Here is a 25,259-nt window from a genome sequence, read left to right on the forward strand (position 1 = left end):
CATGGGCCGGTCTTGAGTCTGGCGTCCGAACGCTTTCGTGGCAGACGACGCCCAGGGGGGCACATGAGGCACCGCGCGAGATCGATCCTCGCCGCAAGCGCACTCGTCTTCGCAACCACACTCGCCGCGCTACCCGCGGCGGCCCAGGCCCAGCCCGGTTCCGGCACCGCACCCGGTGCCGACGAGGTGCGGGTCTACGACGCCGACATCACCCGGGAACAGGTCCCGCTCGTCCTCGCCGCCGGCCAGGACGCCCACGAGCTCGCCGAACGCGCCCCGGAGAGCGGGACCGCCCGCGTCGAGCTCTTCCTCACCGGCGGCCAGGCCAAGGAGCTGGCCGCCCAGGGCGTCAAGCTCGCCGAGCGGAGGATCGGGGCCCAGGGGCTGGCCCGGGCCAAGGCCGCCGGCGACGGCGTGTTCCGCCCGTACAGCGGCAAGGGCGGCCTCCAGGAGGAGATCCTGCGCACGGCGCAGGAGAACCCGGCGCTCACCAAGGTCGTCTCCATCGGCAAGACCGTCCAGGGCAAGGACATCCTCGCCCTCAAGGTCAGCAAGAACGCCAGGAAGACCAAGGACGGCGACAAGCCCTCCGTGCTCTACATGTCCAACCAGCACGCCCGTGAGTGGATCACCCCCGAGATGACCCGGCGGCTGATGCACCACACGATCGACAACTACGGCAAGGACCAGCGGATCACCAAGCTGGTGGACTCCACCGAGCTGTGGTTCCTGCTCTCCGCCAACCCGGACGGGTACGACTTCACGCACGCCCCGGACGGCGAGCGGCTGTGGCGCAAGAACCTGCGCGACAACAACGGCGACGGCAAGATCACCGCCGGCGACGGGATCGACCTCAACCGCAACTTCGCCTACAAGTGGGGCTACGACAACGAGGGGTCCTCGCCGAACCAGGCGAGCGAGACCTACCGCGGCCCGAAGGCCTCCTCCGAGCCCGAGACCGCCGCCCTCGACGCCTTCGAGAAGCGCATCGGCTTCGACTACGCCATCAACTACCACTCGGCCGCCGAGCTGCTGCTCTACGGCGTGGGCTGGCAGGTCGCCACCCCCACCCCCGACGACGTCGCCTACAAGGCGCTCGCCGGCACCCCGGAGAACCCGGCGGTCCCCGGCTACTACCCGCAGGTCTCCTCCGAGCTCTACACGACGAACGGCGAGGCCGACGGCCACGCCTCCAACGTCAACGGCATCATGATGTTCACCCCGGAGATGACCACCTGCCAGACCGCCTCGGCGGCCGACCCGAACGACCAGTGGAAGCCCGAGGACTGCGCCTCCGGCTTCAACTTCCCGGACGACGAGAAGCTCATCCAGGCGGAGTTCGCCAAGAACGTCCCCTTCGCGCTGTCCGTGGCCGAGAGCGCCGAACACCCGGACCAGCCGAAGTCCTCCCTGGGCCTGAAGGCCGCCGACTTCACCGTCGACCCCTTCACCACCTCCTACGTCGCCCGCGGCGAGGACCAGACGGTCTCCGTCACGGCCCGCAAGGCGCTCAAGGACAAGGAGCTCAACTTCCGGATCAACGGCGGCCGCGCGCACGACGAGGAGCTCAAGGCCTGGAAGGGCGGCGAGGTCTACGGCGGCGACGACAACAACTGGTTCGACGAGTACCGCGCCAAGGTGGACGGCGCGAAGCCCGGCGACACGGTGGAGGTCTGGTTCACCGGCCGCGACCGCGCCGGCAAGCAGGTCTCCAGCGAGCACTTCACGTACACGGTGGCCGAACGGCCGCGCGCGGACGTCCTGGTGATCGCCGAGGAGGGGGCCAAGGCCCAGCACGCCCAGACCTACGTCGACGCCCTGCGCGCCAACGGGAAGTCCGCCGCCGTGTGGGACGTGGCGACGCAGGGTGCCCCGCACCACCTCGGCGTGCTCTCGCACTTCCGTACGGCCGTTCACTACACCGGGGCCAAGACCCCCGGCGGTGACACCCAGCTCGCGGTGCGCGACTTCCTGAACGAGGGCGGCAAGCTGATCGAGGCCGGTGAGCTGGCGGGCGGCAACGCCCAGGTCGGCCGCGCCGTGACCAACGACTTCAGCCAGTACTGGCTCGGCGCGTACAGCCGGACGAGCACCCCCGGCGCGAAGGGCTTCGCCGGCGCCGGCTCCCTGGCCGGGGCGAAGGGCGGCCTCGGCGACGCCGCGGGCAACCCGCTGAACGCCCCCGGCGCCTACACCGTCACCTCCGACAGCCTGGCCCCCGCCCAGTTCCCGCAGTTCAAGAGCGCCCAGGCGGGCCAGTTCACCGGGGTCGCGAACCCGTACGCCCCCTACGCGGGCGCCGGGATGGCCGCGGCCCTGCACGCGGACGACGACTGGAAGCGCCTCGTCCGCACGATCGACCTCACCGGCGTCACCGCGGCCGACCAGCCGCAGCTGAAGCTCGCCCTCAACTGGAACACCGAGGAGGGCTACGACCACGCCGCGCTGGAGGCCCGTACGGCCGGCGGCGACGACTGGACCACGCTGCCGGACCGGGACGGCCTGAGCAGCGCCACCGTGCCGGAGGAGTGCGCGGCCGGGTTCTTCGTGAACGACCACCCCTTCCTGCGGCACTACCTCACCCTGGACTCCGGCGGCTGCACCGCGCACGGCACCAGCGGCCAGTGGAACAGCTTCACCGGTTCCTCCGGCGGCTGGAAGCAGGTCTCCTTCGACCTGAGCGCGTACGCGGGCAAGACCGTCGAGGTCTCGCTCTCCTACATCACCGACCCGGGCTCGGGCGGCCGCGGCGTCTTCGCGGACGAGGCGCGCCTGTCCGTCGGCGGCGCGGAACAGGCCGTCGAGGGCTTCGAGTCCTCCCTCGGTGGGTGGACGGCCCAGGGCGCACCCGCCGGCAGCCCCGACGTCCCCGGCGACTGGGCCCGCTCCGGCGAGTTGTTCAAGTCCTATGCGGCGGTCACTACCCGTGACACCGTCCTGCTGGGCTTCGGACTGGAGCACCTGCCCGCCGCGGCGGATCGCGCCCTACTCGTCGGTAAGGCGTTGCGCGCACTGAACCGCTGATCGCCGGCCCCTTCGTCACTCACCCTGAGTGACCGGGACCGAAGTCCCCGGTCCCGTTCCGGAGCGTCAGGAACGGGACCGGGGCGCGTGTCCCCCACGAAGTGGGGGGAGTGTCAGGCTCCGACCGATGTCACCCAGAAGCTCACGGAGAGGTAGGGTCGTAAGCGGTCGGGGACATCCCATTTCAGCTCGCCGGCGCACTAACCGGCGCACCAACGAGGAGATCGGTTCGTGACGATCCGCGTAGGCATCAACGGTTTTGGCCGCATTGGCCGCAACTATTTCCGGGCGCTCCTGGAGCAGGGAGCGGACATCGAGATCGTCGGTGTCAACGACCTGACTGACAACGCCACCCTGGTGCACCTTCTCAAGTACGACACCATCCTGGGCCGGCTGAAGCACGAGGTCAGCCACACCGACAACAGCATCACCGTCGGTGGCCAGACCTTCAAGACCTTCGCCGAGCGCGACCCCGCGAACCTCCCCTGGGGTGAACTGGGCGCCGACATCGTCATCGAGTCGACCGGCATCTTCACCAAGAAGGCCGACGCCGCCAAGCACATCGCGGCCGGCGCCAAGAAGGTCCTCATCTCGGCTCCGGCCAAGGACGAGGACATCACCATCGTCATGGGCGTCAACCAGGACAAGTACGACGCGGCCAACCACCACGTCATCTCCAACGCCTCCTGCACCACCAACTGCGTGGCGCCGATGGCCAAGGTCCTCGACGAGAACTTCGGCATCGTCAAGGGCATGATGACGACGGTCCACGCGTACACGAACGACCAGCGCATCCTGGACTTCCCGCACTCGGACCTGCGTCGCGCCCGCGCCGCCGCCGAGAACATCATCCCGACCTCCACCGGTGCCGCCAAGGCCACCGCGCTGGTCCTCCCGCAGCTCAAGGGCAAGCTGGACGGCATCGCCATGCGCGTCCCGGTCCCGACCGGCTCGGTCACCGACCTGGTCCTGGAGCTCTCCCGCGAGACCACGGTGGAAGAGATCAACGCGGCCTTCCAGAAGGCCTCCGAGGGGCAGCTGAAGGGCATCCTCGACTACACCGAGGACGCGATCGTCTCCTCCGACATCGTGAACTGGCCCGCGTCCTGCACCTTCGACTCCTCCCTGACCATGGTCCAGGAAGGCACGCAGGTTAAGGTCGTCGGCTGGTACGACAACGAGTGGGGCTACTCCAACCGTCTCGTCGACCTCACCGTCTTCGTCGGCGGTCAGCTCTAAGCACATAGGCAAGGCACCACGATGTGAGCACAGGGTCCGAGCAGCGCGACGAAGCGCCGCACGGGCCCTGTTGTTTGCCTCGTTCTCCCTTCCTCGCCCTTCGAGCGAAGGGCACAAAGGAGTAGGTACACATGAAGACGATCGATGAACTCCTCGCCGAGGGCGTCAAGGGCAAGCGGGTCTTCGTCCGCGCGGACCTGAACGTCCCGCTGGCCGAAGGCACCATCACCGACGACGGCCGCATCCGCGCCGTCCAGCCCACGATCGCGAAGCTCGCCGGCGCCGGCGCCCGCGTCATCGTGGCCTCGCACCTGGGCCGCCCGAAGGGCACCGGCGTGGAGCCGGCCTTCTCGCTCGCCCCCGCCGCGACCCGTCTCGGCGAACTGCTCGGCGCGGAGGTCGCCTTCGCCGCCGACACGGTCGGCGCCTCCGCCAAGGAGACCGTCGCGGCCCTCACCGACGGCCGGGTGGCCGTCCTCGAGAACCTGCGCTTCAACGCCGGTGAGACCTCGAAGGACGACGCCGAGCGCGGCGCCTTCGCGGACCAGCTCGCCGAGCTCGCCGACCTCTACGTCGGCGACGGCTTCGGCGCCGTCCACCGCAAGCACGCCTCGGTCTTCGACCTGCCCGCGCGCCTCCCGCATGCGGCCGGCTACCTCATCGCCACCGAGGTCGGCGTCCTGAAGAAGCTCACCGCCGAGGTCGAGCGCCCCTACGTCGTGGTCCTCGGCGGCGCCAAGGTCTCCGACAAGCTGGCCGTCATCGACGAGCTGCTCGGCAAGGCCGACCGCATCCTCATCGGCGGCGGCATGGCCTACACCTTCCTCTACGCCAAGGGCTACGAGGTCGGCATCTCCCTGCTCCAGAAGGACCAGGTGGACGTCGTCAAGGAGTACATGCAGCGCGCCGAGGACACCGGCGTCGAGCTGGTGCTCCCGGTCGACGTGCTGGTCTCCTCGGACTTCCCGGACCTGAAGGGCAAGACCCCGGCTGTCTTCGAGACCGTGGACGCCGACGCGATCCCGAAGGACAAGGAAGGCCTGGACATCGGTCCCCGGACGCGCGAGCTGTACGCGTCGAAGATCGCCGATGCCAAGACCGTCTTCTGGAACGGTCCGGTCGGCGTGTTCGAGCACCCCGACTACGCCGGCGGTACCAGGGCCATCGCCCAGGCCCTGCTCGACAGCAGCGCCTTCACCGTCGTCGGCGGCGGAGACAGCGCCGCCGCCGTCCGCATCCTCGGCTTCGACGAGAATGCATTCGGCCACATCTCGACCGGTGGCGGCGCCTCCCTCGAATACCTCGAGGGCAAGACGCTCCCCGGCCTCGCCGCCCTGGAGGGCTGACCCCTTATGTCTGACGCTGTAAACGGCCGTACCCCGCTGATGGCGGGCAACTGGAAGATGAACCTCAACCACCTCGAGGCCATCGCCCACGTCCAGAAGCTCGCCTTCGCGCTCGCCGACAAGGACTACGACGCCGTCGAGGTCGCGGTCCTGCCGCCCTTCACCGACCTGCGTTCGGTCCAGACCCTGGTCGACGGCGACAAGCTGAAGATCAAGTACGGCGCCCAGGACCTGTCCGCGCACGACGCCGGCGCCTACACCGGCGAGATCTCCGGCTCCATGCTGGCGAAGCTGAAGTGCACGTACGTGGCCGTCGGCCACAGCGAGCGCCGTCAGTACCACGGCGAGTCCGACGAGCTCTGCAACGCCAAGGTCAAGGCCGCCTACCGGCACGGGCTCACCCCGATCCTGTGCGTCGGCGAGGGCCTGGAGGTCCGCAAGGCCGGACAGCAGGTCCCGCACACGCTGGCCCAGGTCGACGGCGGCCTCAAGGACGTCCCGGCCGAGCAGGTCGAGTCCATCGTGATCGCCTACGAGCCCGTCTGGGCCATCGGCACCGGCGAGGTCGCCACCCCCGACGACGCGCAGGAGGTCTGCGGGGCGATCCGCACCCGCCTCGCGGAGCTGTACTCGCAGGAGCTGGCCGACAAGGTCCGCATCCAGTACGGCGGCTCGGTGAAGGCCGGGAACATCGCGGCGATCATGGCGCAGCCCGACGTCGACGGCGCCCTGATCGGCGGCGCCGCGCTGGACGCGGAGGAGTTCGTCAAGATCGTCCGCTTCCGCGACCAGTGAGTATGCGGTAGGGCGGATCCGTCGTACCCTTGCGGGGGCCAGAGGCTGAACCACCAGCCACTGGCCCCCGCGCACATCCCGCAAAGCCGGAAAGCCTGAAAAAAGCCAGAAAGTAGGAATCAGCCGTGATTATGGGGTTCTCGATCGCCCTGATCGTCTTCAGCGCCCTGCTGATGCTGCTCGTGCTGATGCACAAGGGCAAGGGCGGCGGCCTCTCCGACATGTTCGGCGGCGGAATGCAGTCGTCGGTCGGCGGTTCCTCCGTCGCGGAGCGCAACCTGGACCGCATCACCGTCGTCGTGGGTCTGCTGTGGTTCGCGTGCATCGTCGCGCTCGGCCTGCTGATGAAGTCGAGCAGCTGACCGTTCCGGCCATTCCGGCAGTCCTGTCGGTGGTGCCCGGCCTATCATGAGGTCCGGCGTCCACAGCGCGGAATCAGTAACTCCGCTCACTGGACGTGCGTTGGGCCTTACGTAGACTTGGGCGCTCCGCGGCGGAAATTCCACTCACACTCCGCGGCACCATCACGCAGGGAGTTACGACCGTGGCAAGTGGCAACGCGATCCGTGGTAGCCGGGTCGGAGCGGGGCCGATGGGTGAGGCAGAGCGCGGCGAGTCCGCACCCCGCCTGCGCATCTCCTTCTGGTGCTCGAACGGGCACGAGACGCAGCCGAGCTTCGCCAGCGACGCGCAGGTGCCGGACACCTGGGACTGCCCGCGCTGCGGGTTCCCGGCCGGCCAGGACCGGGACAACCCGCCCGCGCCGCCGCGCACCGAACCGTACAAGACGCACCTGGCGTACGTACGGGAACGGCGCTCCGACGCCGACGGCGAGGCGATCCTCGCCGAGGCGCTCGCCAAACTCCGCGGCGAGATCTGACACCGCCCCATATGTGTGACGTGAGGCCCGGCCCCGCAGGAATCATCTCCTGCGGGGCCGGGCCTCTTTGTGTGCGTTGCGCCGCTTCTGATCCCTTAAGTTGGAGAACGGCGGGGCACGACAGGACGGAAGAAACGGGTTGATGTCCGAGATGAACGCAGACAGCAGGACGAAGCTCAACCGGACGCCGGAGTGGCTGGCACTCGGCAAGCACCGGGAGGAATTCGGGCAGACGCATCTGCGGGAGCTGTTCGAGAAGAATCCCGGCCGCGGCGCCGACTACACCCTGCAGGTCGGCGACCTGCACATCGACTACTCGAAGCACCTCGTGACCGACGAGACGCTCGCGCTCCTGCGCGAACTGGCCGCGGCCACCGGCGTGGCCGAGCTGCGCGAGGCGATGTTCCGCGGCGAGAAGATCAACACGACCGAGGACCGGGCGGTGCTGCACACCGCCCTGCGCGCGCCCAGGGACGCCGTCATCGAGGTGGACGGCGAGAACGTCGTCCCGGCCGTGCACGCGGTCCTCGACAAGATGGCGGCCTTCGCCGACCAGGTCAGGTCGGGGGAGTGGACCGGCTTCACCGGCAAGCGCATCAGGAACGTCGTCAACATCGGCATCGGCGGCTCCGACCTCGGTCCGGCCATGGCCTACGACGCCCTGCGCGCCTTCGCCGACCGCGCCCTGACGGTGCGCTTCGTGTCCAACGTCGACGGCGCCGACCTGCACGAGGCCCTGCGGGACCTGGACCCGGCCGAGACGCTGTTCATCATCGCCTCCAAGACCTTCACCACCATCGAGACGATCACCAACGCCACGTCGGCGCGCGGCTGGCTGCTCGCCGGCCTCGGCGGTGATCAGGCGGCCGTGGCACGGCACTTCGTGGCGCTGTCGACCAACGCCGAGAAGGTCACCGACTTCGGCATCGACCCGGCCAACATGTTCGAGTTCTGGGACTGGGTCGGCGGCCGCTACTCCTTCGACTCGGCCATCGGCCTCTCCCTGATGATCGCGATCGGGCCGGCGGCCTTCCGCGACATGCTGGCCGGCTTCCGCCTGATGGACCAGCACTTCCGCACGGCGCCGCCGGAGGAGAACGCCCCGCTGCTGATCGGCCTGTTGGGGATCTGGTACGGCGACTTCTTCGACGCGCAGTCGCACGCCGTGCTCCCGTACAGCCACTACCTCTCGCGCTTCACCGCGTACTTGCAGCAGCTGGACATGGAGTCCAACGGCAAGTCCGTGGACCGCGACGGCAATCCGGTGGAGTGGCAGACGGGCCCGGTGGTCTGGGGCACGCCCGGCACCAACGGGCAGCACGCCTACTACCAGCTGATCCACCAGGGGACGAAGATGATCCCCGCGGACTTCATCGGCTTCGCGAAGCCGGTGGCCGAGCTGGAGGCGGCCCCCGCGGCCCAGCACGACCTGCTCATGGCCAACTTCTTCGCGCAGACCCAGGCGCTGGCCTTCGGCAAGTCGGCGGACGAGGTGCGCGCCGAAGGGACCCCGGAGCCGCTGGTCCCGCACAAGACCTTCCACGGGAACCACCCGACGACCACCATCCTGGCCACCGAGCTCACCCCGGGGGTGCTGGGCCAGCTGATCGCGCTGTACGAGCACAAGGTGTTCGTCCAGGGCGCGGTGTGGAACATCGACTCCTTCGACCAGTGGGGCGTCGAGCTCGGCAAGGTCCTCGCCAAGCGCGTCGAGCCCGCCCTGACCGAGGGTGTGGACGTCGAGGGTCTCGACGCCTCGACGAAGGCCCTGGTGGCCACCTACCGGAAGCTGCGCGGCCGGAGCTGACGGCAGGACGGCCGAAGGGCCCGCTCTCCTCGGGAGAGCGGGCCCTTCGCGCCGTACGGGTCAGGAGGAGGCCGGCGGGTACATCCCGGTCGGGAGCTTCGCCGCCGCCGCGCGGTCCAGGAGCCACAGGGTGCGGGAGCGGCCGTACGCCTCCGCGGCCGGGGCCTGCACCCCGCCGGCCCCGCCGAGGGCGATGGAGACCGCTCCGGCCTTGTCCTCGCCGGCCGCCAGCAGCCAGACCTCGCGGGCCGCCCGGATCGCCGGGAGCGTCAGCGAGATGCGGGTGGGCGGGGGCTTCGGGGCGCCGTGGACGCCCACCACCGTCCGCTCGCTCTCGCGGGCCGCCGGGTGCTCCGGGAAGAGCGAGGCCACGTGCGTGTCCGGGCCCACGCCCAGCATCAGCACGTCGAAGCGGGGGACCGGGCCGTGGTCCTCGGGGCCGGCCGCCTTCGCCAGCTCGGCCGCGTAGGCGGCCGCGGCCGCGTCGACGTCGGCCCCGTACGGTCCGTCCGAGGCCGGCATCACGTGCACGCGGGCGGGATCCACCGGGACCGAGTCCAGGAGGGCCTCGCGGGCCTGCGTGTGATTGCGCTCGGGGTCGTCGGCGGGGACGTACCGCTCGTCGCCCCACCAGAGGTCCAGGCGCGCCCAGTCGACGGCGTCGCGGGCGGGGGCGGCGGCGAGCGCGGCGAGGAGGCCGTTGCCGTTGCGTCCGCCGGTGAGGACCACGGAGGCCGTGCCCCGGGCCGCCTGCGCGTCCACGATCTTCGTGATGAGCCGGGCCGCGGTGGCCTGGGCCATCAGTTCCTTGTCCCGGTGGACGACGACCTGGGGAGTCGTCATACCCATGGTGTTGCCGCCTTCTGTGTAGGTCCGGGGTGCGGGGGTGCGGGTGCCGCTGCGCGGAGCCCCGCCCCCACCCCCGCCCCTTCCCGAAACCGGGCTCCGCCCCGGGGCACGGAGCCCCGGGGAGCGGAGGAAGGGCGGGGGCGGGGGAGAGCCCCGCAAGCCCCGCTACTTGTTCGCGGCCTTCTTCGACGGCTTCGCGGCCGGCTTCGGCTGCGCCTCGGCCGCGGCCGTCGCCGGGGCGTCGGCCTTCGCCGGGGCCTCGGGCTTCGCCGGAGCCTCGGCCGCCGCCTCGGCCGGAGCCGACGGCTGCAGCTTCGCCACGCCGAACTTCAGCGCGGACTCGTACGTGTTGTCCGGGTCCAGTCGGCGCAGCTCCTCCGCCAGCAGCTCGGCCGTGTCGCGGCGCTTGAGCGCCACCGCACGGTCGGGCTGCCCCGGCATGCACAGCGTGGCCAGGGCCCCGTCGGCCCGGTCCAGGACGATGTCGCCGTCCTTGGTGGACAGGCGTACCGCCGTCAGGCCGGGGCCCGAGGACAGCGTGCGCGTCACCGGGACGGCGAGCCGGTCCGCCAGCCACATGGCCAGCAGCTCGCAGCTCGGGTTCTCGTCCTCGCCCTCGACGGTCGCCGAGGCGACCGCGAGGTTCTGCTGGTCCAGTGCGGCGGCCAGCATGGAGCGCCACGGGGTGATGCGGGTCCACGACAGGTCCGTGTCCCCCGGCGCGTACGACGCCGCCCGGGCGCTGAGCTCCCGGATCGGGTCCTCGCAGGAGTACGTGTCCGAGATCCGGCGCTGGCCCAGCGTCCCCAGCGGGTCGCCCGCCAGGTCCTGGGGGGCACCGTCCGGCCACCAGACGACCACCGGGGCGTCCGGCAGGAGCAGCGGGAGAACCACCGACTGGGCGTGGTCGACCAGTTCGCCGTGAAGGCGGAGCACGACCGTCTCACCGCTGCCGGAGTCCGCCCCGACGCGGATCTCCGCGTCGAGCCGGGCGTCGCGGCGACTGCGCGGCGAGCGGCTGGCCCGCTTGATGACGACGACGATCCGCGAGGGGTGTTCGTGGGACGCGTCGTTCGCCGACTTGAGCGCGTCGTACGCGTTCTCCTCGTCGGTCACGATCACCAGCGTGAGGACCATGCCGATGGCCGGCGTGCCGATGTCCCGACGTGCCTGCACCATCGCGGCATTGATCTTGCTGGAGTTGGTCTCCGTGAGGTCGATCTTCATGGCCGGCGCCAGCTCCGTCCGTCTCGTGCGAGCATCTCGTCCGCCTCGACCGGACCCCAGGTGCCCGCCGGGTACTGCGCGGGCTTGCCGTGCTTGTCCCAGTACTCCTCGATCGGGTCGAGGATGTTCCAGGACAGCTCGACCTCCTGGTGACGCGGGAAGAGGTTCGCGTCGCCGAGGAGCACGTCGAGGATGAGCCGCTCGTACGCCTCGGGGCTCGACTCCGTGAAGGACTCGCCGTAGGCGAAGTCCATCGTGACGTCCCGGACCTCCATGGAGGTGCCCGGAACCTTGGAACCGAAGCGGACCGTCACGCCCTCGTCCGGCTGGACCCGGATGACCAGGGCGTTCTGCCCCAGCTCCTCGGTCGCACCCGACTCGAACGGCAGGTACGGGGCACGCTTGAAGACCACGGCGATCTCGGTCACCCGGCGGCCCAGGCGCTTGCCCGTCCGCAGGTAGAACGGGACGCCCGCCCAGCGGCGGTTGTTGATCTCCAGCCGGACGGCCGCGTAGGTGTCGGTCTTCGACTTGGGGTCGATGCCGTCCTCTTCGAGGTACCCGACGACCTTCTCGCCGCCCTGCCACGCGGCCGAGTACTGGCCGCGCACGGTGTGCTTGCCCAGGTCCTCGGGGAGCTCGACGGCCGTGAGGACCTTGAGCTTCTCCGCCACCAGCGCCTTGGGGTGGAAGGAGCCGGGCTCCTCCATCGCGGTGAGCGCGAGCAGCTGCAGCAGGTGGTTCTGGATGACGTCCCGGGCCGCGCCGATGCCGTCGTAGTACCCGGCCCGGCCGCCGATGCCGATGTCCTCGGCCATGGTGATCTGCACGTGGTCGACGTACGACCGGTTCCAGATCGGCTCGAACATGGTGTTGGCGAAGCGGAGCGCCAGGATGTTCTGGACGGTCTCCTTGCCGAGGTAGTGGTCGATCCGGAAGACCTCGTCCCGGGGGAAGACCTCGTGGACGACCTTGTTGAGCTCCTCGGCGCTCTTCAGGTCGTGGCCGAAGGGCTTCTCGATGACGGCACGCCGCCAGGAGCCCTCCTTCTGCGCCAGCCCGTGGTTCTTGAGCTGCTGGACCACCTTGGGGAAGAACTTCGGCGGGACCGACAGGTAGAAGGCGAAGTTGCCGCCCGTGCCCTGCGCCTTGTCCAGGTCGTCGATCGTCGCCTTCAGGGTCTCGAAGGCCGCGTCGTCGTCGAAATCGCCCTGCACGAACCGGCAGCCCTGCACCAGCTGCTGCCAGACCTCCTCCCGGAAGGGGGTGCGCGAGTGCTGCTTGACGGCCTCGTACACCTCCTTGGCGAAGTCCTCGTGCTCCCACTCGCGGCGGGCGAACCCGATCAGCGAGAAGCCCGGCGGGAGCAGGCCGCGATTGGCCAGGTCGTAGATGGCTGGCATCAGCTTCTTGCGCGACAGGTCACCCGTAACGCCGAAAATGACCAGGCCGGACGGCCCCGCGATGCGCGGGAGCCGCCGGTCCTGTGCGTCACGAAGCGGGTTCGCTCCGTTCACAGACAAGGTGTTCAGGCCTCCGTGGGGGCAAGGCGCTCAAGCTCCGCCTCGGTCGACTTCAGCAGGTCGTTCCAGGACGCCTCGAACTTCTCGACGCCCTCGTCCTCGAGCAGCTGCACCACATCGTCGTACGAAATACCCAGCTTCGCGACCGCGTCGAGCTCGGCGCGCGCCTGCTCGTAGCTGCCGCGCACGGTGTCACCCGTGATCCGGCCGTGGTCGGCGGTGGCCTCCAGGGTGGCCTCCGGCATGGTGTTCACCGTGTTCGGGGCGACCAGGTCCTCCACGTACAGGGTGTCCTTGTACGCCGGGTCCTTGACGCCGGTCGAGGCCCACAGCGGACGCTGCTTGTTGGCTCCGACGCGCTCCAGGGCGGCCCAGCGGTCCGAGGAGAAGACCTCCTCGTAGGCCTCGTAGGCCAGACGGGCGTTGGCGAGCGCCGCCTTGCCCTTGAGGGCCTTGGCCTCGTCGGTGCCGATCGCGTCGAGGCGCTTGTCGATCTCGCTGTCCACGCGGGACACGAAGAAGGAGGCGACCGAGTGGATCAGGGACAGGTCCAGGCCGGCGGCCTTGGCCTTCTCCAGGCCCGCCAGGTACGCGTCCATGACCTCGCGGTAGCGCGCCAGCGAGAAGATCAGCGTGACGTTGACGCTGATGCCCTTGCCGATGACCTCGGTGATCGCCGGCAGGCCGGCCTTGGTCGCCGGGATCTTGATGAGCGTGTTCGGGCGGTCCACCAGCCAGGCCAGCTGCTTGGCCTCGGCGATGGTCGCCGGCGTGTTGTGCGCCAGGCGCGGGTCGACCTCGATCGACACGCGGCCGTCCTGGCCGTCGGTGCGGTCGTAGACCGGGCGCAGGATGTCGGCCGCGTCGCGGACGTCCGCCGTGGTGATCATCCGCAGGGCCTCCTCCACGGTGACCTTGCGGGTGGCGAGGTCGGTGAGCTGCTGCTCGTAGCCCTCGCCGCTGCTGATCGCCTTCTGGAAGATCGCCGGGTTGGTGGTGACACCGACCACGTGCGACTGGTCGATGAGCTCGGCCAGGTTGCCGGACGTGATGCGCTTGCGGGACAGGTCGTCCAGCCAGATCGCCACGCCTTCGTCGGAGAGGCGCTTGAGTGCGTCTGTCATGGGATTACATCTCCTACTGGGTTCTGGACCGGCGTCAGCGCGCGGCGGCGGCGAGGCCACCGGTTTCATCGAGAGAAGCCTTGGCGGCGGCGGTCACGGCCTCGGGCGTGAAGCCGAACTCGCGGAACAGCACCTTCGCGTCGGCGGAGGCGCCGAAGTGCTCCAGCGACACGATGCGGCCGGCGTCGCCGACGTACCGGTGCCAGGTCAGGCCGATGCCGGCCTCGACCGCGACGCGGGCCTTCACCGAGGGGGGCAGGACGCTGTCCTTGTACTCCCGCGACTGCTCCTCGAACCACTCGACGCACGGCATCGAGACGACCCGGGCCGGGATGCCCTCGGCCTGGAGCTGCTCGCGGGCCTCGACGGCGAGGTGGACCTCGGAGCCGGTACCGATGAGGACGACCTGCGCGGGGCCGCCCTCGGCCTCGAACATGACGTACCCGCCCTTGGCGGCGTCCTCGTTGCGCTCGTAGGTCGGCACGCCCTGGCGGGTGAGCGCCAGACCGTGCGGGGCGCCCTTGCCGAAGACCTTGGTGTGGCGCTTGAGGACCTCGCGCCAGGCGATCGCGGTCTCGTTGGCGTCGGCCGGGCGTACGACGTTCAGGCCCGGGATGGCGCGCAGCGAGGCGAGGTGCTCGACCGGCTGGTGGGTCGGGCCGTCCTCGCCGAGACCGATGGAGTCGTGCGTCCACACGTAGGTCACCGGCAGGTGCATCAGGGACGACAGGCGCACGGCGTTGCGCATGTAGTCGGAGAACACCAGGAAGGTGCCGCCGTAGATACGGGTGTGGCCGTGCAGGGCGATGCCGTTCATGGTCGCGGCCATGGCGTGCTCGCGGATGCCGAAGTGGATGGTTCGGCCGTACGGGTCGGCCTCCGGCAGCGGGTTGTCCTTCGGCAGGAACGAGGAGTTCTTGTCGATGGTGGTGTTGTTGGAGCCGGCGAGGTCGGCCGAGCCGCCCCACAGCTCCGGGATGACCGCGCCGACGGCCTGGAGCACCTTGCCGGAGGCGGCGCGGGTGGCGACGTCCTTGCCGGCCTCGAAGACGGGGAGCTCGTCCTCCCAGCCCGCGGGCAGCTCGTTGGCGTTGATGCGGTCGAACGAGGCGGCGTGCTCCGGGTTGGCCGTGCGCCAGGCGGAGAAGTCCTTCTCCCAGGCGGCCTTGGCCTCGCGGCCGCGGTCGCCGAGGGCGCGGGTGTGCGCGAGGACCTCGTCGGCGACCTCGAAGCTCTTCTCCGGGTCGAAGCCGAGGATGCGCTTGGTGGCCGCGACCTCGTCCTCGCCGAGCGCCGAGCCGTGCGCGGCCTCGGTGTTCTGGGCGTGCGGGGCGGGCCAGGCGATGATCGAGCGCATCGCGATGAAGGACGGGCGCCCCGTCTCGGCCTTGGCGGCCTGGAGGGCGGCGAACAGCGCCTTCGGGTCGAGGTCGCCGTTCGGCTGCTGCGCGACGCGCTGGACGTGCCAGCCGTAGGCCTCGTAGCGCTTGAGGGTGTCCTCGGAGACGGCCGTCTCCGTGTCGCCCTCGATGGAGATGTGGTTGTCGTCCCACAGCAGGACGAGGTTGCCGAGCTTCTGGTGGCCGGCCAGCGCGGACGCCTCGTGGGAGATGCCCTCCTGGAGGCAGCCGTCGCCCGCGATCGCGTAGATCATGTGGTCGAACGGGGAGGTGCCCGGGGCGGCGTCCGGGTCGAACAGGCCGCGCTCGTAGCGGGCGGCCATGGCCATGCCCACCGCGTTGGCCACACCCTGGCCGAGGGGGCCGGTGGTGGTCTCGACGCCCTTGGTGTGGCCGTACTCCGGGTGGCCGGGGGTCTTGGAGCCCCAGGTGCGGAACGCCTTGAGGTCGTCCAGTTCGAGCCCGAACCCGCCGAGGTACAGCTGGGTGTAGAGCGTCAGGGACGAGTGCCCCGCGGAGAGCACGAAACGGTCGCGGCCCACCCACTCGGGGTCCGCCGGGTCGTGCCGCATCACCTTCTGGAAGAGGGTGTACGCGGCGGGGGCCAGGCTCATCGCCGTACCGGGGTGGCCGTTTCCGACCTTCTGGACCGCGTCAGCGGCCAGGATGCGGGCGGTGTCGACGGCCCGCTGGTCCAGTTCGGTCCACTCGAGCTCTGTGGTGGTCGGCTTGGTGCTCACCGTGGGTCAGGGCTCCTCTCCACATGTATGAATCCCGGTGACGAACGGTGCACCGGCGCGATTCCGAGCCTACCCCCGCAACGGCGTGCAGCTATTCGAGTGCACGCAGTCCGTCACCGCGCCGCCGACCGGTGTTCACCCGCCCGCGGGGGCCCCGACCGCGTCGTCCCCCGTAGGTATGCACGGTCCGATCGGCCCAACACGAGGCGACCCCCGCGCGGGGCGACGTAAGTGCAACGTCTACAGTGGCGTGGTACGCGCAAGCCTCAACCGGGCCTTCATACCGATGGCGGCCCGAGTCGCGGCTTGCTGGATTCTCTCTCAGGGGTGTGCGTGACGGCCGTCGAATCCCGTCCAGCGGCGGTGCTCGGGACGAGCCCCGGTCACCGGCCGTTCGGGGCCCGCGTCATGGCTTTCGTGGCATTGACCAAGCCGCGGATCATCGAACTTCTGCTGATCACCACAGTGCCGGTGATGTTCCTGGCCGAGCAGGGCGTGCCGTCCCTGTGGCTGGTCCTCGTGACCTGCTTCGGCGGCTACTTGTCCGCGGGCGGCGCCAACGCGCTGAACATGTACATCGACCGCGACATCGACGCGCTGATGGACCGGACCTCGCAGCGCCCGCTGGTGACCGGCATGGTCAGCCCGCGCGAGTGCCTGGCCTTCGGCCTCACCCTCGCGGTGGTCTCCACCCTGTTCTTCGGTCTGCTCGTCAACTGGCTGTCGGCGGCGCTGTCGCTCGGCGCGCTCCTTTTCTACGTCGTCGTCTACACGATGCTGCTGAAGCGGCGCACCGCGCAGAACATCGTCTGGGGCGGCATCGCGGGCTGCATGCCGGTGCTCATCGGCTGGTCCTCGGTCACGAACGAGGTCTCCTGGGCCGCGGTCGTCCTCTTCCTGGTCATCTTCTTCTGGACGCCGCCGCACTACTGGCCGCTGTCGATGAAGGTGAAGGACGACTACGCGCGCGCCGGTGTGCCGATGCTCCCCGTCGTGGCGGGCAACAAGGCCGTGGCGACCCAGATCGTCCTCTACAGCTGGGTGATGGTGGCGGTCTCGCTGCTGCTGACCCCGATGGGGTACACCGGCTGGTTCTACACCTCGGTCGCGCTGGTCTCCGGCGGCTGGTGGCTGTGGGAGGCGCACGCGCTGCACGCGCGGGCCAAGGCGGGCGTGACGGGCGCGAAGCTCAAGGAGATGCGCCTGTTCCACTGGTCGATCACCTACGTGTCGCTGCTGTTCGTGGCGGTGGCCGTGGATCCCTTCCTCCGTTGATTACTCGCCGGTAGCATGCCCTCCATGGGAGACACCGCAGAGACCGCAGCCGCCGCAGCCGCCGCGGACAAGAAGCAGGACCGTACGGCGGCGAAGCTCGCCAGGCAGATCGGCGCCTTCGCCAAGAAGCACGGAGGCGCCGAGGGCCAGCTCGCCCACATCGGGCAGGCCGGCACCCGCATCGTGCTCGTGGGAACGGACGGCGGCTGGGGCGACCTGGTGGCCCCTACCTTCGCGACGGCGCAGCTGGCCGCCGAGAAGGCCGGGCTGACCCTCCACGACGAGTTCGACGGGGAGTTCGCCGCGCGCGTGCGCACCGGCCCGTACGAGTGGACGCGGATGGCCGGCATCCAGCTCGGCGGACACGAGGACTAGGTCCTCGGTCAACAGCGCGAGCAACACCTCACACCCCGCTCACCCGTTAGGACGTGTGGAAGCCCCTTCCTCACGTCCGCAACGGGATGCCCGGATGATCGAAACGCCGCCCCTGGTGGACCAGTACTGCCACGGAGTACTCCGTACGGAGCTGGGCCTGGGCACCTTCGAGGCCCAGCTGATCCGCTCGGCCGGCCCGCCCGCCGCGGGCACCACCTTCTTCGACACCCAGACCGGTTTCGCCGTGCGCCGCTGGTGCCCGCCGCTGCTGGGGCTGGAGCCGCACGCCGCCCCCGCCCGCTATCTGGCGCGGCGGCGCGAGCTGGGCGCGGCCGAGTCGGCCCGGCGGCTGCTCAGGGGGTCCGGGGTGGCCGCGTACCTGGTCGACACCGGGGCGACCGGGGACCTCACCGGGCCCAAGGAGCTGGCGCTCGCCGGGGACGCGGAGGCCTTCGAGTCGGTCCGGCTGGAGTTGCTGGCCGAGCAGGTCGCCGACACCTCCGGGACCGTGGCCGCGTTCCTCGCCAATCTCGCCGAGGCCGTCCACCACGCCGCCGCCGGGGCCACGGCCTTCTCCTGCGCGGCCGCCTTCGACGGCGCCGGCGCCCCGGCCGGCGTACCCGATCCGCCCGGTCCCGGCGAGGTGCGCGGGGCGGCCGGACGGTGGCTGGCCGGGCGCCCCCGGGGCGGAGCCGTACGGGACCCCGTACTCCTGCGGCACCTGCTGTGGAGCGCGGTGTCGTCCGGGCTGCCGCTCCAGCTCCACGCGGGCGCGGCCGATCCCGCCCCGCTGACGGAGTTCGTACGGGCCACCGCGGGCCTGGGCGCGCGGCTGGTGCTGATCGGCGGATACCCCCACCACCGGCACACGGCGCAGCTCGCCGCGGCCTTCCCGCACGTCTACGCCGACGCCGGCGCGGCCCTCGGGCAGACCGGGGCGCGGGCGGCGGCGGTCCTGGCCGAACTGCTGGAGCTGGCGCCGTTCGGGAAGGTGCTGTTCTCCAGCGGCGGCCGGCAGCTGCCCGAACTGCACGCGGTGGGCGCCCTGGTGTTCCGGGAGGCGCTGGGCCGGGTGCTGGGCGGCTGGGTCGCCGAGGGGTCCTGGTCCTGGCGGGACGCGGAACGGGTGGCCGGCCTGGTCGCGGCGGGCAACGCCCGCCGCGTCTACCGGCTGGACGGCCCCGAGGGGGCCTGACGCGCCCGAGGGTCAGACGGCGGAGAGCTGCGGGTCGCCCTGGGAGGGGATCTCCGCCTGCTCGGCCGGCCGCTCGCGCAGGCTCAGCGCGACCCGGAGCACGGCGATCCACACCAGGCAGGAGCCCAGCATGTGGGCGGCGACCAGGGCCTCGGGGACCTGGGTGGCGTACTGCACGTAGCCGATGGCGCCCTGGGCGAGCAGCACGACCAGCAGGTCGCGGGCGCGCGCCCGGGTGTCGGTCGGCGCGTCGACGACACGCAGGACCAGCCACATCGCGACGCCGAGCGCGCACACCAGCCAGGCGGCGACGGCGTGCACATGGGCGGTGGCGTCCCAGTCGAAGGGCATCCGCCGGATCTCGCTGCTGTCACCGGCGTGCGGGCCGGAGCCGGTCACGACGGTGCCCGCCGCGATCAGGACGAGGGTGGTCGCGAGCAGTGCCCACGCCAGCTTGCGCACCGGTCCGGGCACGCGCGGCCTGGGGGAGCCGTCCCCCTCGCGGGTGCGCTGCCAGGTGACCGTGGTCACGGTGATCAGCGCGGTGGCGAGCAGGAAGTGCCCGGCCACGCTGTAGGGGTTGAGCCCGGTCAGGACGGTGATGCCGCCCAGTACGGCGTTGCCCATCACGGTGAAGAACTGCACCCAGCCGAGCTTCGTGAGGGAGCGCCGCCAGGGCTTGGCCGAACGGGCGGCGATGATCGCCCAGCCGACGGCCGCGCTCAGCACGTAGGTCAGCATGCGGTTGCCGAACTCGATGGCGCCGTGGAAGCCCTGCTCCTGCGTCACGATCAGGCTGTCGTCGGTGCACTTGGGCCAGGTGTCGCAGCCGAGGCCGGACCCGGTCAGCCGTACCGCGCCGCCGGTGACGACGATGACCACGCTCATGACGAGCGCGGCGAGTGCGGCCCGCTGGACGGTCCGGGGTGACGGGGTCCAGCGGCTGGCGATGTGGGCGAGGGGGTTCAACACGCCCCATATCGTAGGCGACCCCTTGTGCAAAGTTTCACGAGGGGGTGCCGAGGGCGGCGTCGGGGCCGACGACCAGGCGGTACTTCGCTCCCGCGGGCTCGCCCTCCTCGTGCCACCACAGCAGGAGGCGCCACGGGACGCCGTCGCCCGGGTAGTCCGCCGAGCCGACGAACCCGCGCTGCAGTTCGCCCGCTACGTCCTGTGCCGTCCGGTTCCTTACTTCTGTGGCGCTGTGCCAGGGATGCGGCAACACGTTCCACAGGCCGTCAGGACCGCGCACCTCGACGCGCCACACCGCGAGCCAGGGCGTGACCTCCAGCATCGTCCGCACCTGGTCGGGGTCGAGGCGCAGCCGGGCCGCGACCTCGGACTCCTCCACCCCCTGGATGCGGGCGGCCACCACGGCCTGCGGCAGCAGCCGTTCGGGCATCAGCCCCCGCGCGCGCAGCCCGACCAGGGACTCGAAGGACAGGAAGCGCAGCCGCAGTTCCAGCTGGCGGCCGATGTGGTCCAGGGCCTCCTCGGCCTCCTGCGACGCCTCCGCGGCGGGATCCGCGAGCAGCAGCTGTCGGAAGTCGGACTCCGCGTCCACCGCCCAGGCCACCGCGTCCTCGGCGAGGCCCAGCTCGGCGAGGCGGTCCCCGAGGAACACCTTGGCCTGGGCGAGGCCCCGCCGGTTGACCGGATCGTGCTGGTCCAGTCCGGCCCACACCTCGACCGCGCTCCGGGTCAGATCGCGGGCGCGCTCACCGGCCGCCCGCTCCATGGCGCTGGGCCCCCCTCCGCCGGCCGGTCCCAGCGGGTGCTTCGGCAGCCGGGCCACGTCGCTCAGCGGCCAGGCCAGCCACACCCCGTGGTTGATCAGCCCGCGGGCGTACCAGCGGGCGAACTCGGGGGAGTACCGGGCCGCGCGCTCGGAGCTGCGCAGCCCCTCCTCGATCGTGGCCAGCGCTCCCGCGCGGTCGCCCGCGGCGAACCGCACGGCGGCCCGGTCGGCGAGGCGCAGCCCGAGCAGCGCACTGCACTGCGGGTCGTCCGCGAGGGGGCGCAGGGCGCCGATCAGCTCGTCGAGGAGCCGTTCGCGCTCCTCCGGTTCCGCGTGCGCCGCCCCCGCCCGCACCTGTGCCCACCGCTCGTCCAGCCGAAGTACGGCCTCCCGCTGCACCATGTCCGCCCCCCGGCTTCATGTGTGGAGGCGCCCATCCTCGCGGCATTCTCGGCGCGAGGGGAAGGGTTTCATTCCCAGCGGAAGAGGCGCGCGGCGGCGCCCAGACCGAGTACGGCCCAGCCTGCGAGCACGGCCGCGTCGCCCCACGGCAGCGCGGCCCCGTGCTGGAGCACCTCGCGCAGGCCGTCGGACAGGGCGGCGATGGGCAGCAGCCCGAGGACGGACCGCGCGGCCTCCGGGAACTTCTCCAGGGGCACGATCACCCCGCCGCCGACCAGCAGCAGCAGGAAGACCAGGTTGGCGGCGGCCAGGGTCATCTCGGCCTTGAGGGTGCCCGCCATCAGCAGCCCCAGCCCGGAGAAGGCGGCGGTGCCCAGCAGGATCAGCGCGGCCACCGCCAGCGGGTTGCCGTGCGGGGACCAGCCCAGGGCGAAGGCGATCACCGTCAGCAGGGCGATCTGGAGCACCTCGGTGACCAGCACCGACAGGGTCTTGGCGGCCATCAGGGCCCAGCGCGGCAGCGGGGAGGCCCCGAGCCGCTTGAGGACCCCGTAGCGGCGGTCGAAGCCGGTGGCGATGGCCTGGCCGGTGAAGGCGGTGGACATCACGGCGAGCGCCAGGACGCCGGGAGCGAGGAAGTCCACGGACCTCTCGCTGCCCGTGTCGACGATGTCGACGGCGGAGAAGAGGGTCAGCAGCAGGGCGGGAATGATCACGGTCAGCAGCAGCTGCTCGCCGTTGCGCAGCAGCATCCGGGTCTCCAGGGCCGTCTGCGCGAGGATCATGCGGGACACGGGCGCGGCCCCCGGGTTGGGGGTGAACGTACCGGCGCTCATGCGCGCAGCTCCTTACCGGTCAGCTCCAGGAACACGTCTTCGAGGGTGTGCCGCTCCACGGTCAGGCTGTCCGGCATCACGCCGTGCTGCGCGCACCAGGAGGCGACGGTGGCCAGCAGCTGCGGGTGGACGTCGCCGGTGACCCGGTAGGTGCCCGGGAGCAGCTCGGCGGCCTGGGTGCCGTCGGGCAGCGCCTTCAGCAGCGAGGCCAGGTCGAGGGAGGGGCGGCCGGTGAAGCGCAGGGTGTTCTCGGCGCCGCCCCGGCAGAGCTGCTCGGGGCTGCCGTGCGCGATGACCCGGCCGGCGTCCACGATGGCGACCTCGTCCGAGAGCTGCTCGGCCTCGTCCATGTGGTGGGTGGTGAGGACGACGGTGACCCCGTCGGTGCGCAGCTCCCGTACGAGGTCCCAGGTCGCGCGGCGGGCCTGCGGGTCCAGGCCGGCGGTGGGTTCGTCCAGGAAGACCAGCTCGGGGCGGCCCACGACGGCCATGGCCAGGGCCAGGCGCTGCTGCTGGCCGCCGGAGAGCCGGCGGTAGGCGGTGCGGCCGCAGCCGCCGAGTCCGAGGCGTTCCACCAGGGTGTCGACGTCGAGCGGGTCGGCGTACAGCTTGGCCATGTGGCGCAGCATCTCGACCGCGCGGGCGCCGGAGTAGACGCCCCCGGACTGGAGCATCACGCCGATCCGCGGGCGCAGTGCCTCGGCCTGGGCGACGGGGTCGAGGCCGAGGACGCGGACGGTTCCGGCGTCGGGGCGGTGGTAGCCCTCGCAGGTCTCCACCGTGGTCGTCTTGCCCGCGCCGTTGGGACCGAGGACCGCGGTGACGGAGGCCGTACGGACGGTGAGGTCCAGCCCGTCCACCGCTGTCTTGGCGGCGAACCGCTTCACCAGTCCGCGGATCTCCACGGCGGGGTCGTTGCTCATGAGGGGTGAGTCTACGGAGCCGCGGGATGGGGCACGGGCCCCGGGGTCGAGGGGTGGGCGAGGGGTGAAGGGCGACTCGTTCCCGACTCGGCGTAGCGAAATGCTGTTCTTTTCCGTCGGTCCGTCCGGATGTCCCGGCCGCTTTCCGTGATCTTTTCCGGCACCCGGTCCGCGCCGCGGCGGGGACGGTCCCTGAGGGAGGTGCGCTGGTGGGGGCCGTGTACCAGGGCACCGGAGCCGCCCGGGAGAAATTCGAAATACTCACCTCCGAATAACTCTGCGTCGATAGATTAGGTAACCCTTAGTGATGGAGGCCACCAGGAGTGGCCTCCGTCACGGCTTGTCGGGGCTCGACTAATTACGCAACAATGGCGTTGTGAAATACGGCGAACGGCAGATCGAGACCCCCCAGGGGGAGCTCGCCACCGGGGAGCGGTCAACCCGCAACCGAGTGGCGCGCTCGATCCTGGACCACGGTCCGTCCACCGTCGCCGACCTCGCCCAGCGCCTCGGCCTCACCCAGGCCGCCGTCCGCCGCCACCTCGACACGCTCGTCACCGACGACGTGGTCGAACCCCGTGAGCAGCGTGTGTACGGCGCGCGCACCCGGGGCCGGCCCGCCAAGGTCTTCGCGCTCACCGACTGCGGCCGGGACGCCTTCGACCAGTCCTACGACACCCTCGCCGCCGACGCCCTGCGCTGGATCGCGCAGTCGGTCGGCGGCGGCGAACAGGGCGAGGCGGCCGTCGCCGCCTTCGCCCGGGCGCGGATGGAGGCGCAGGCGCGGAGCTACCGGGAAGCGGTCGACGCGGCCGCCCCCGAGGACCGCGCGGAGGCCCTGGCCAAGGCGTTGACCGCGGACGGGTACGCTGCTACGGCGAAGAGCGCTCCCGGTCCGCACAGCGGTGAACAGCTCTGCCAGCACCACTGCCCGGTCGCCCACGTGGCCGAGCAGTTCCCACAGCTCTGCGAGGCGGAGACCGAGGTCTTCTCACGCCTGCTGGGAACGCACGTGCAGCGCCTCGCCACGATCGCCCATGGCGACGGAGTGTGCACGACGTTCATTCCGCGCAGCGCGGGCACCACACAGACCGACACATCAGTATCTGCAAGTACGGCCGGGAGGAACCCCGCATGACCACGGAGACTGCTCACCCTGAGCTCGATGGCCTGGGCACCTACGAATACGGCTGGGCCGACTCCGACGCGGCCGGCGCCGCTGCCAAGCGGGGTCTCTCCGAGGATGTCGTCCGCGACATCTCGGCGAAGAAGTCCGAGCCGGAGTGGATGCTGAAGCTCCGCCTCAAGGGCCTGAAGCTGTTCGACAAGAAGCCCATGCCGAACTGGGGCTCCGACCTCTCGGGCATCGACTTCGACAACATCAAGTACTTCGTGCGCTCCACCGAGAAGCAGGCCGCTTCCTGGGAGGACCTGCCCGAGGACATCAAGAACACGTACGACAAGCTCGGCATCCCGGAGGCGGAGAAGCAGCGCCTCGTCGCCGGTGTCGCCGCCCAGTACGAGTCCGAGGTCGTCTACCACCAGATCCGCGAGGACCTGGAGGAGCAGGGCGTCATCTTCCTCGACACGGACACCGCGCTCAAGGAGCACCCGGAGCTCTTCCAGGAGTACTTCGGCACGGTCATCCCGGTCGGCGACAACAAGTTCGCGTCGCTGAACACCGCCGTGTGGTCGGGCGGCTCGTTCATCTACGTCCCCAAGGGCGTCAAGGTCGACATCCCGCTCCAGGCCTACTTCCGCATCAACACCGAGAACATGGGCCAGTTCGAGCGGACGCTGATCATCGTCGACGAGGACGCCTACGTCCACTACGTCGAGGGCTGCACCGCCCCGATCTACTCCTCGGACTCGCTGCACAGCGCCGTCGTCGAGATCATCGTGAAGAAGGGCGGCCGCTGCCGCTACACGACGATCCAGAACTGGTCGAACAACGTCTACAACCTGGTCACCAAGCGCGCCGTGGCGTACGAGGGCGCGACCATGGAGTGGATCGACGGCAACATCGGTTCCAAGGTCACCATGAAGTACCCGGCCGTCTACCTGATGGGCGAGCACGCCAAGGGCGAGACCCTCTCCATCGCCTTCGCGGGCGAGGGCCAGCACCAGGACGCCGGCTCCAAGATGGTCCACATGGCGCCGCACACCTCCTCGAACATCGTCTCCAAGTCGGTGGCGCGAGGCGGCGGCCGCACCTCGTACCGCGGCCTGGTCGAGATCGGCGAGGGTGCCCACGGCTCGAAGTCCAACGTGCTGTGCGACGCGCTCCTCGTCGACACCATCTCCCGCTCGGACACGTACCCCTACGTGGACGTCCGTGAGGACGACGTCTCCATGGGCCACGAGGCCACCGTCTCCAAGGTCTCCGACGACCAGCTCTTCTACCTGATGAGCCGCGGTATGACGGAGTTCGAGGCGATGGCCATGATCGTGCGCGGCTTCGTCGAGCCCATCGCGCGCGAGCTGCCCATGGAGTACGCCCTTGAGCTGAACCGGCTGATCGAGCTGCAGATGGAGGGTTCGGTCGGGTAGTTCCGACCCGC

21 protein-coding genes are annotated in these 25,259 nt (G+C 70.6%); 12 read left to right on the forward strand and 9 right to left on the reverse strand.

Annotated elements, in window-relative coordinates:
* The first annotated feature begins 63 nt into the window (after nucleotides 1-63).
* The 7 genes from ACFYP3_RS24265 to pgi all read left to right on the forward strand — a co-directional run bounded on the left by ACFYP3_RS24265 (nucleotide 64) and on the right by pgi (nucleotide 9,091).
* Complete coding sequence (locus tag ACFYP3_RS24265) at nucleotides 64-3,024, forward strand: M14 family zinc carboxypeptidase (protein ID WP_388836154.1); 2,961 nt, start codon at nucleotides 64-66, stop codon at nucleotides 3,022-3,024.
* A 231-nt stretch (nucleotides 3,025-3,255) separates the two neighbouring features.
* Nucleotides 3,256-4,263, forward strand: a complete 1,008-nt coding sequence (gene gap, locus ACFYP3_RS24270) for a type I glyceraldehyde-3-phosphate dehydrogenase (RefSeq protein WP_030707022.1) — start codon at nucleotides 3,256-3,258, stop codon at nucleotides 4,261-4,263.
* A gap of 131 nt (nucleotides 4,264-4,394) precedes the next feature.
* On the forward strand, nucleotides 4,395-5,609 hold the full coding sequence (locus tag ACFYP3_RS24275) for a phosphoglycerate kinase (RefSeq protein WP_388836157.1): 1,215 nt from the start codon (nucleotides 4,395-4,397) through the stop codon (nucleotides 5,607-5,609).
* A 6-nt stretch (nucleotides 5,610-5,615) separates the two neighbouring features.
* Nucleotides 5,616-6,404: a triose-phosphate isomerase gene (tpiA, locus tag ACFYP3_RS24280; protein ID WP_388836160.1), complete on the forward strand. Its 789-nt coding sequence runs from the start codon at nucleotides 5,616-5,618 to the stop codon at nucleotides 6,402-6,404.
* Between the two features lie 131 nt (nucleotides 6,405-6,535).
* On the forward strand, nucleotides 6,536-6,766 hold the full coding sequence (secG, locus tag ACFYP3_RS24285; RefSeq protein ID WP_030388924.1) for a preprotein translocase subunit SecG: 231 nt from the start codon (nucleotides 6,536-6,538) through the stop codon (nucleotides 6,764-6,766).
* A 182-nt stretch (nucleotides 6,767-6,948) separates the two neighbouring features.
* Nucleotides 6,949-7,284: an RNA polymerase-binding protein RbpA gene (locus ACFYP3_RS24290; protein ID WP_010352468.1), complete on the forward strand. Its 336-nt coding sequence runs from the start codon at nucleotides 6,949-6,951 to the stop codon at nucleotides 7,282-7,284.
* Nucleotides 7,285-7,435: 151 nt separating this feature from the next.
* On the forward strand, nucleotides 7,436-9,091 hold the full coding sequence (pgi, locus tag ACFYP3_RS24295; RefSeq protein ID WP_388836316.1) for a glucose-6-phosphate isomerase: 1,656 nt from the start codon (nucleotides 7,436-7,438) through the stop codon (nucleotides 9,089-9,091).
* Nucleotides 9,092-9,151: 60 nt separating this feature from the next.
* Here the strand turns inward: pgi and pgl are convergent, their stop codons facing one another.
* The 5 genes from pgl to tkt all read right to left on the reverse strand — a co-directional run bounded on the left by pgl (nucleotide 9,152) and on the right by tkt (nucleotide 15,954).
* Entirely contained in the window at nucleotides 9,152-9,934 is a 783-nt protein-coding gene (gene pgl / locus ACFYP3_RS24300) for a 6-phosphogluconolactonase (protein ID WP_388836163.1), read from the reverse strand.
* A gap of 171 nt (nucleotides 9,935-10,105) precedes the next feature.
* On the reverse strand, nucleotides 10,106-11,167 hold the full coding sequence (gene opcA, locus ACFYP3_RS24305) for a glucose-6-phosphate dehydrogenase assembly protein OpcA (RefSeq protein WP_388836166.1): 1,062 nt from the start codon (nucleotides 11,165-11,167) through the stop codon (nucleotides 10,106-10,108).
* On the reverse strand, nucleotides 11,164-12,690 hold the full coding sequence (gene zwf, locus ACFYP3_RS24310; RefSeq protein ID WP_388836168.1) for a glucose-6-phosphate dehydrogenase: 1,527 nt from the start codon (nucleotides 12,688-12,690) through the stop codon (nucleotides 11,164-11,166). The genes opcA and zwf overlap by 4 nt, the downstream gene beginning before the upstream one ends.
* 5 nt (nucleotides 12,691-12,695) lie before the next feature.
* The gene (gene tal, locus ACFYP3_RS24315; RefSeq protein WP_388836171.1) at nucleotides 12,696-13,814 is read right to left on the reverse strand and encodes a transaldolase; all 1,119 of its coding nucleotides are present in this window, start codon (nucleotides 13,812-13,814) and stop codon (nucleotides 12,696-12,698) included.
* 34 nt (nucleotides 13,815-13,848) lie between these two features.
* Nucleotides 13,849-15,954, reverse strand: coding sequence for a transketolase (gene tkt, locus ACFYP3_RS24320; protein WP_388836172.1), 2,106 nt, complete (start codon nucleotides 15,952-15,954; stop codon nucleotides 13,849-13,851).
* Nucleotides 15,955-16,281: 327 nt separating this feature from the next.
* Here tkt and ACFYP3_RS24325 point away from each other — a divergent pair, with 327 nt between their 5' ends.
* From ACFYP3_RS24325 to ACFYP3_RS24335, 3 genes are all read left to right on the forward strand, one after another.
* Complete coding sequence (locus ACFYP3_RS24325; protein WP_388836176.1) at nucleotides 16,282-17,229, forward strand: heme o synthase; 948 nt, start codon at nucleotides 16,282-16,284, stop codon at nucleotides 17,227-17,229.
* Nucleotides 17,230-17,253: 24 nt separating this feature from the next.
* Nucleotides 17,254-17,604 carry a hypothetical protein gene (locus tag ACFYP3_RS24330; RefSeq protein WP_388836179.1) on the forward strand — a complete coding sequence of 117 codons (351 nt, stop codon included), beginning with the start codon at nucleotides 17,254-17,256 and terminating at the stop codon, nucleotides 17,602-17,604.
* 94 nt (nucleotides 17,605-17,698) lie between these two features.
* Nucleotides 17,699-18,799 carry an amidohydrolase gene (locus ACFYP3_RS24335; RefSeq protein WP_388836182.1) on the forward strand — a complete coding sequence of 367 codons (1,101 nt, stop codon included), beginning with the start codon at nucleotides 17,699-17,701 and terminating at the stop codon, nucleotides 18,797-18,799.
* 12 nt (nucleotides 18,800-18,811) lie between these two features.
* Here ACFYP3_RS24335 and ACFYP3_RS24340 read toward each other — a convergent pair whose 3' ends face one another.
* From ACFYP3_RS24340 to ACFYP3_RS24355, 4 genes are all read right to left on the reverse strand, one after another.
* Nucleotides 18,812-19,801, reverse strand: coding sequence for a heme A synthase (locus tag ACFYP3_RS24340; protein WP_388836185.1), 990 nt, complete (start codon nucleotides 19,799-19,801; stop codon nucleotides 18,812-18,814).
* 4 nt (nucleotides 19,802-19,805) lie between these two features.
* Nucleotides 19,806-20,939 (reverse strand): hypothetical protein, encoded by a 1,134-nt coding sequence (locus ACFYP3_RS24345; RefSeq protein ID WP_388836187.1) that lies wholly within the window; start codon nucleotides 20,937-20,939, stop codon nucleotides 19,806-19,808.
* Between the two features lie 68 nt (nucleotides 20,940-21,007).
* The gene (locus tag ACFYP3_RS24350; protein WP_388836190.1) at nucleotides 21,008-21,775 is read right to left on the reverse strand and encodes an ABC transporter permease; all 768 of its coding nucleotides are present in this window, start codon (nucleotides 21,773-21,775) and stop codon (nucleotides 21,008-21,010) included.
* On the reverse strand, nucleotides 21,772-22,698 hold the full coding sequence (locus ACFYP3_RS24355) for an ABC transporter ATP-binding protein (protein WP_388836193.1): 927 nt from the start codon (nucleotides 22,696-22,698) through the stop codon (nucleotides 21,772-21,774). The genes ACFYP3_RS24350 and ACFYP3_RS24355 overlap by 4 nt, the downstream gene beginning before the upstream one ends.
* Before the next feature lie 376 nt (nucleotides 22,699-23,074).
* Here ACFYP3_RS24355 and ACFYP3_RS24360 point away from each other — a divergent pair, with 376 nt between their 5' ends.
* Both ACFYP3_RS24360 and sufB read left to right on the forward strand, forming a co-directional pair.
* Nucleotides 23,075-23,836, forward strand: a complete 762-nt coding sequence (locus ACFYP3_RS24360) for a helix-turn-helix transcriptional regulator (protein ID WP_388836196.1) — start codon at nucleotides 23,075-23,077, stop codon at nucleotides 23,834-23,836.
* Complete coding sequence (sufB, locus tag ACFYP3_RS24365; protein ID WP_388836199.1) at nucleotides 23,833-25,248, forward strand: Fe-S cluster assembly protein SufB; 1,416 nt, start codon at nucleotides 23,833-23,835, stop codon at nucleotides 25,246-25,248. The genes ACFYP3_RS24360 and sufB overlap by 4 nt, the downstream gene beginning before the upstream one ends.
* Nucleotides 25,249-25,259 lie beyond the last annotated feature (11 nt).

Origin of the sequence: Streptomyces sp. NPDC005533 (assembly GCF_042871845.1) — a bacterium.
Lineage (GTDB): Bacteria > Actinomycetota > Actinomycetes > Streptomycetales > Streptomycetaceae > Streptomyces.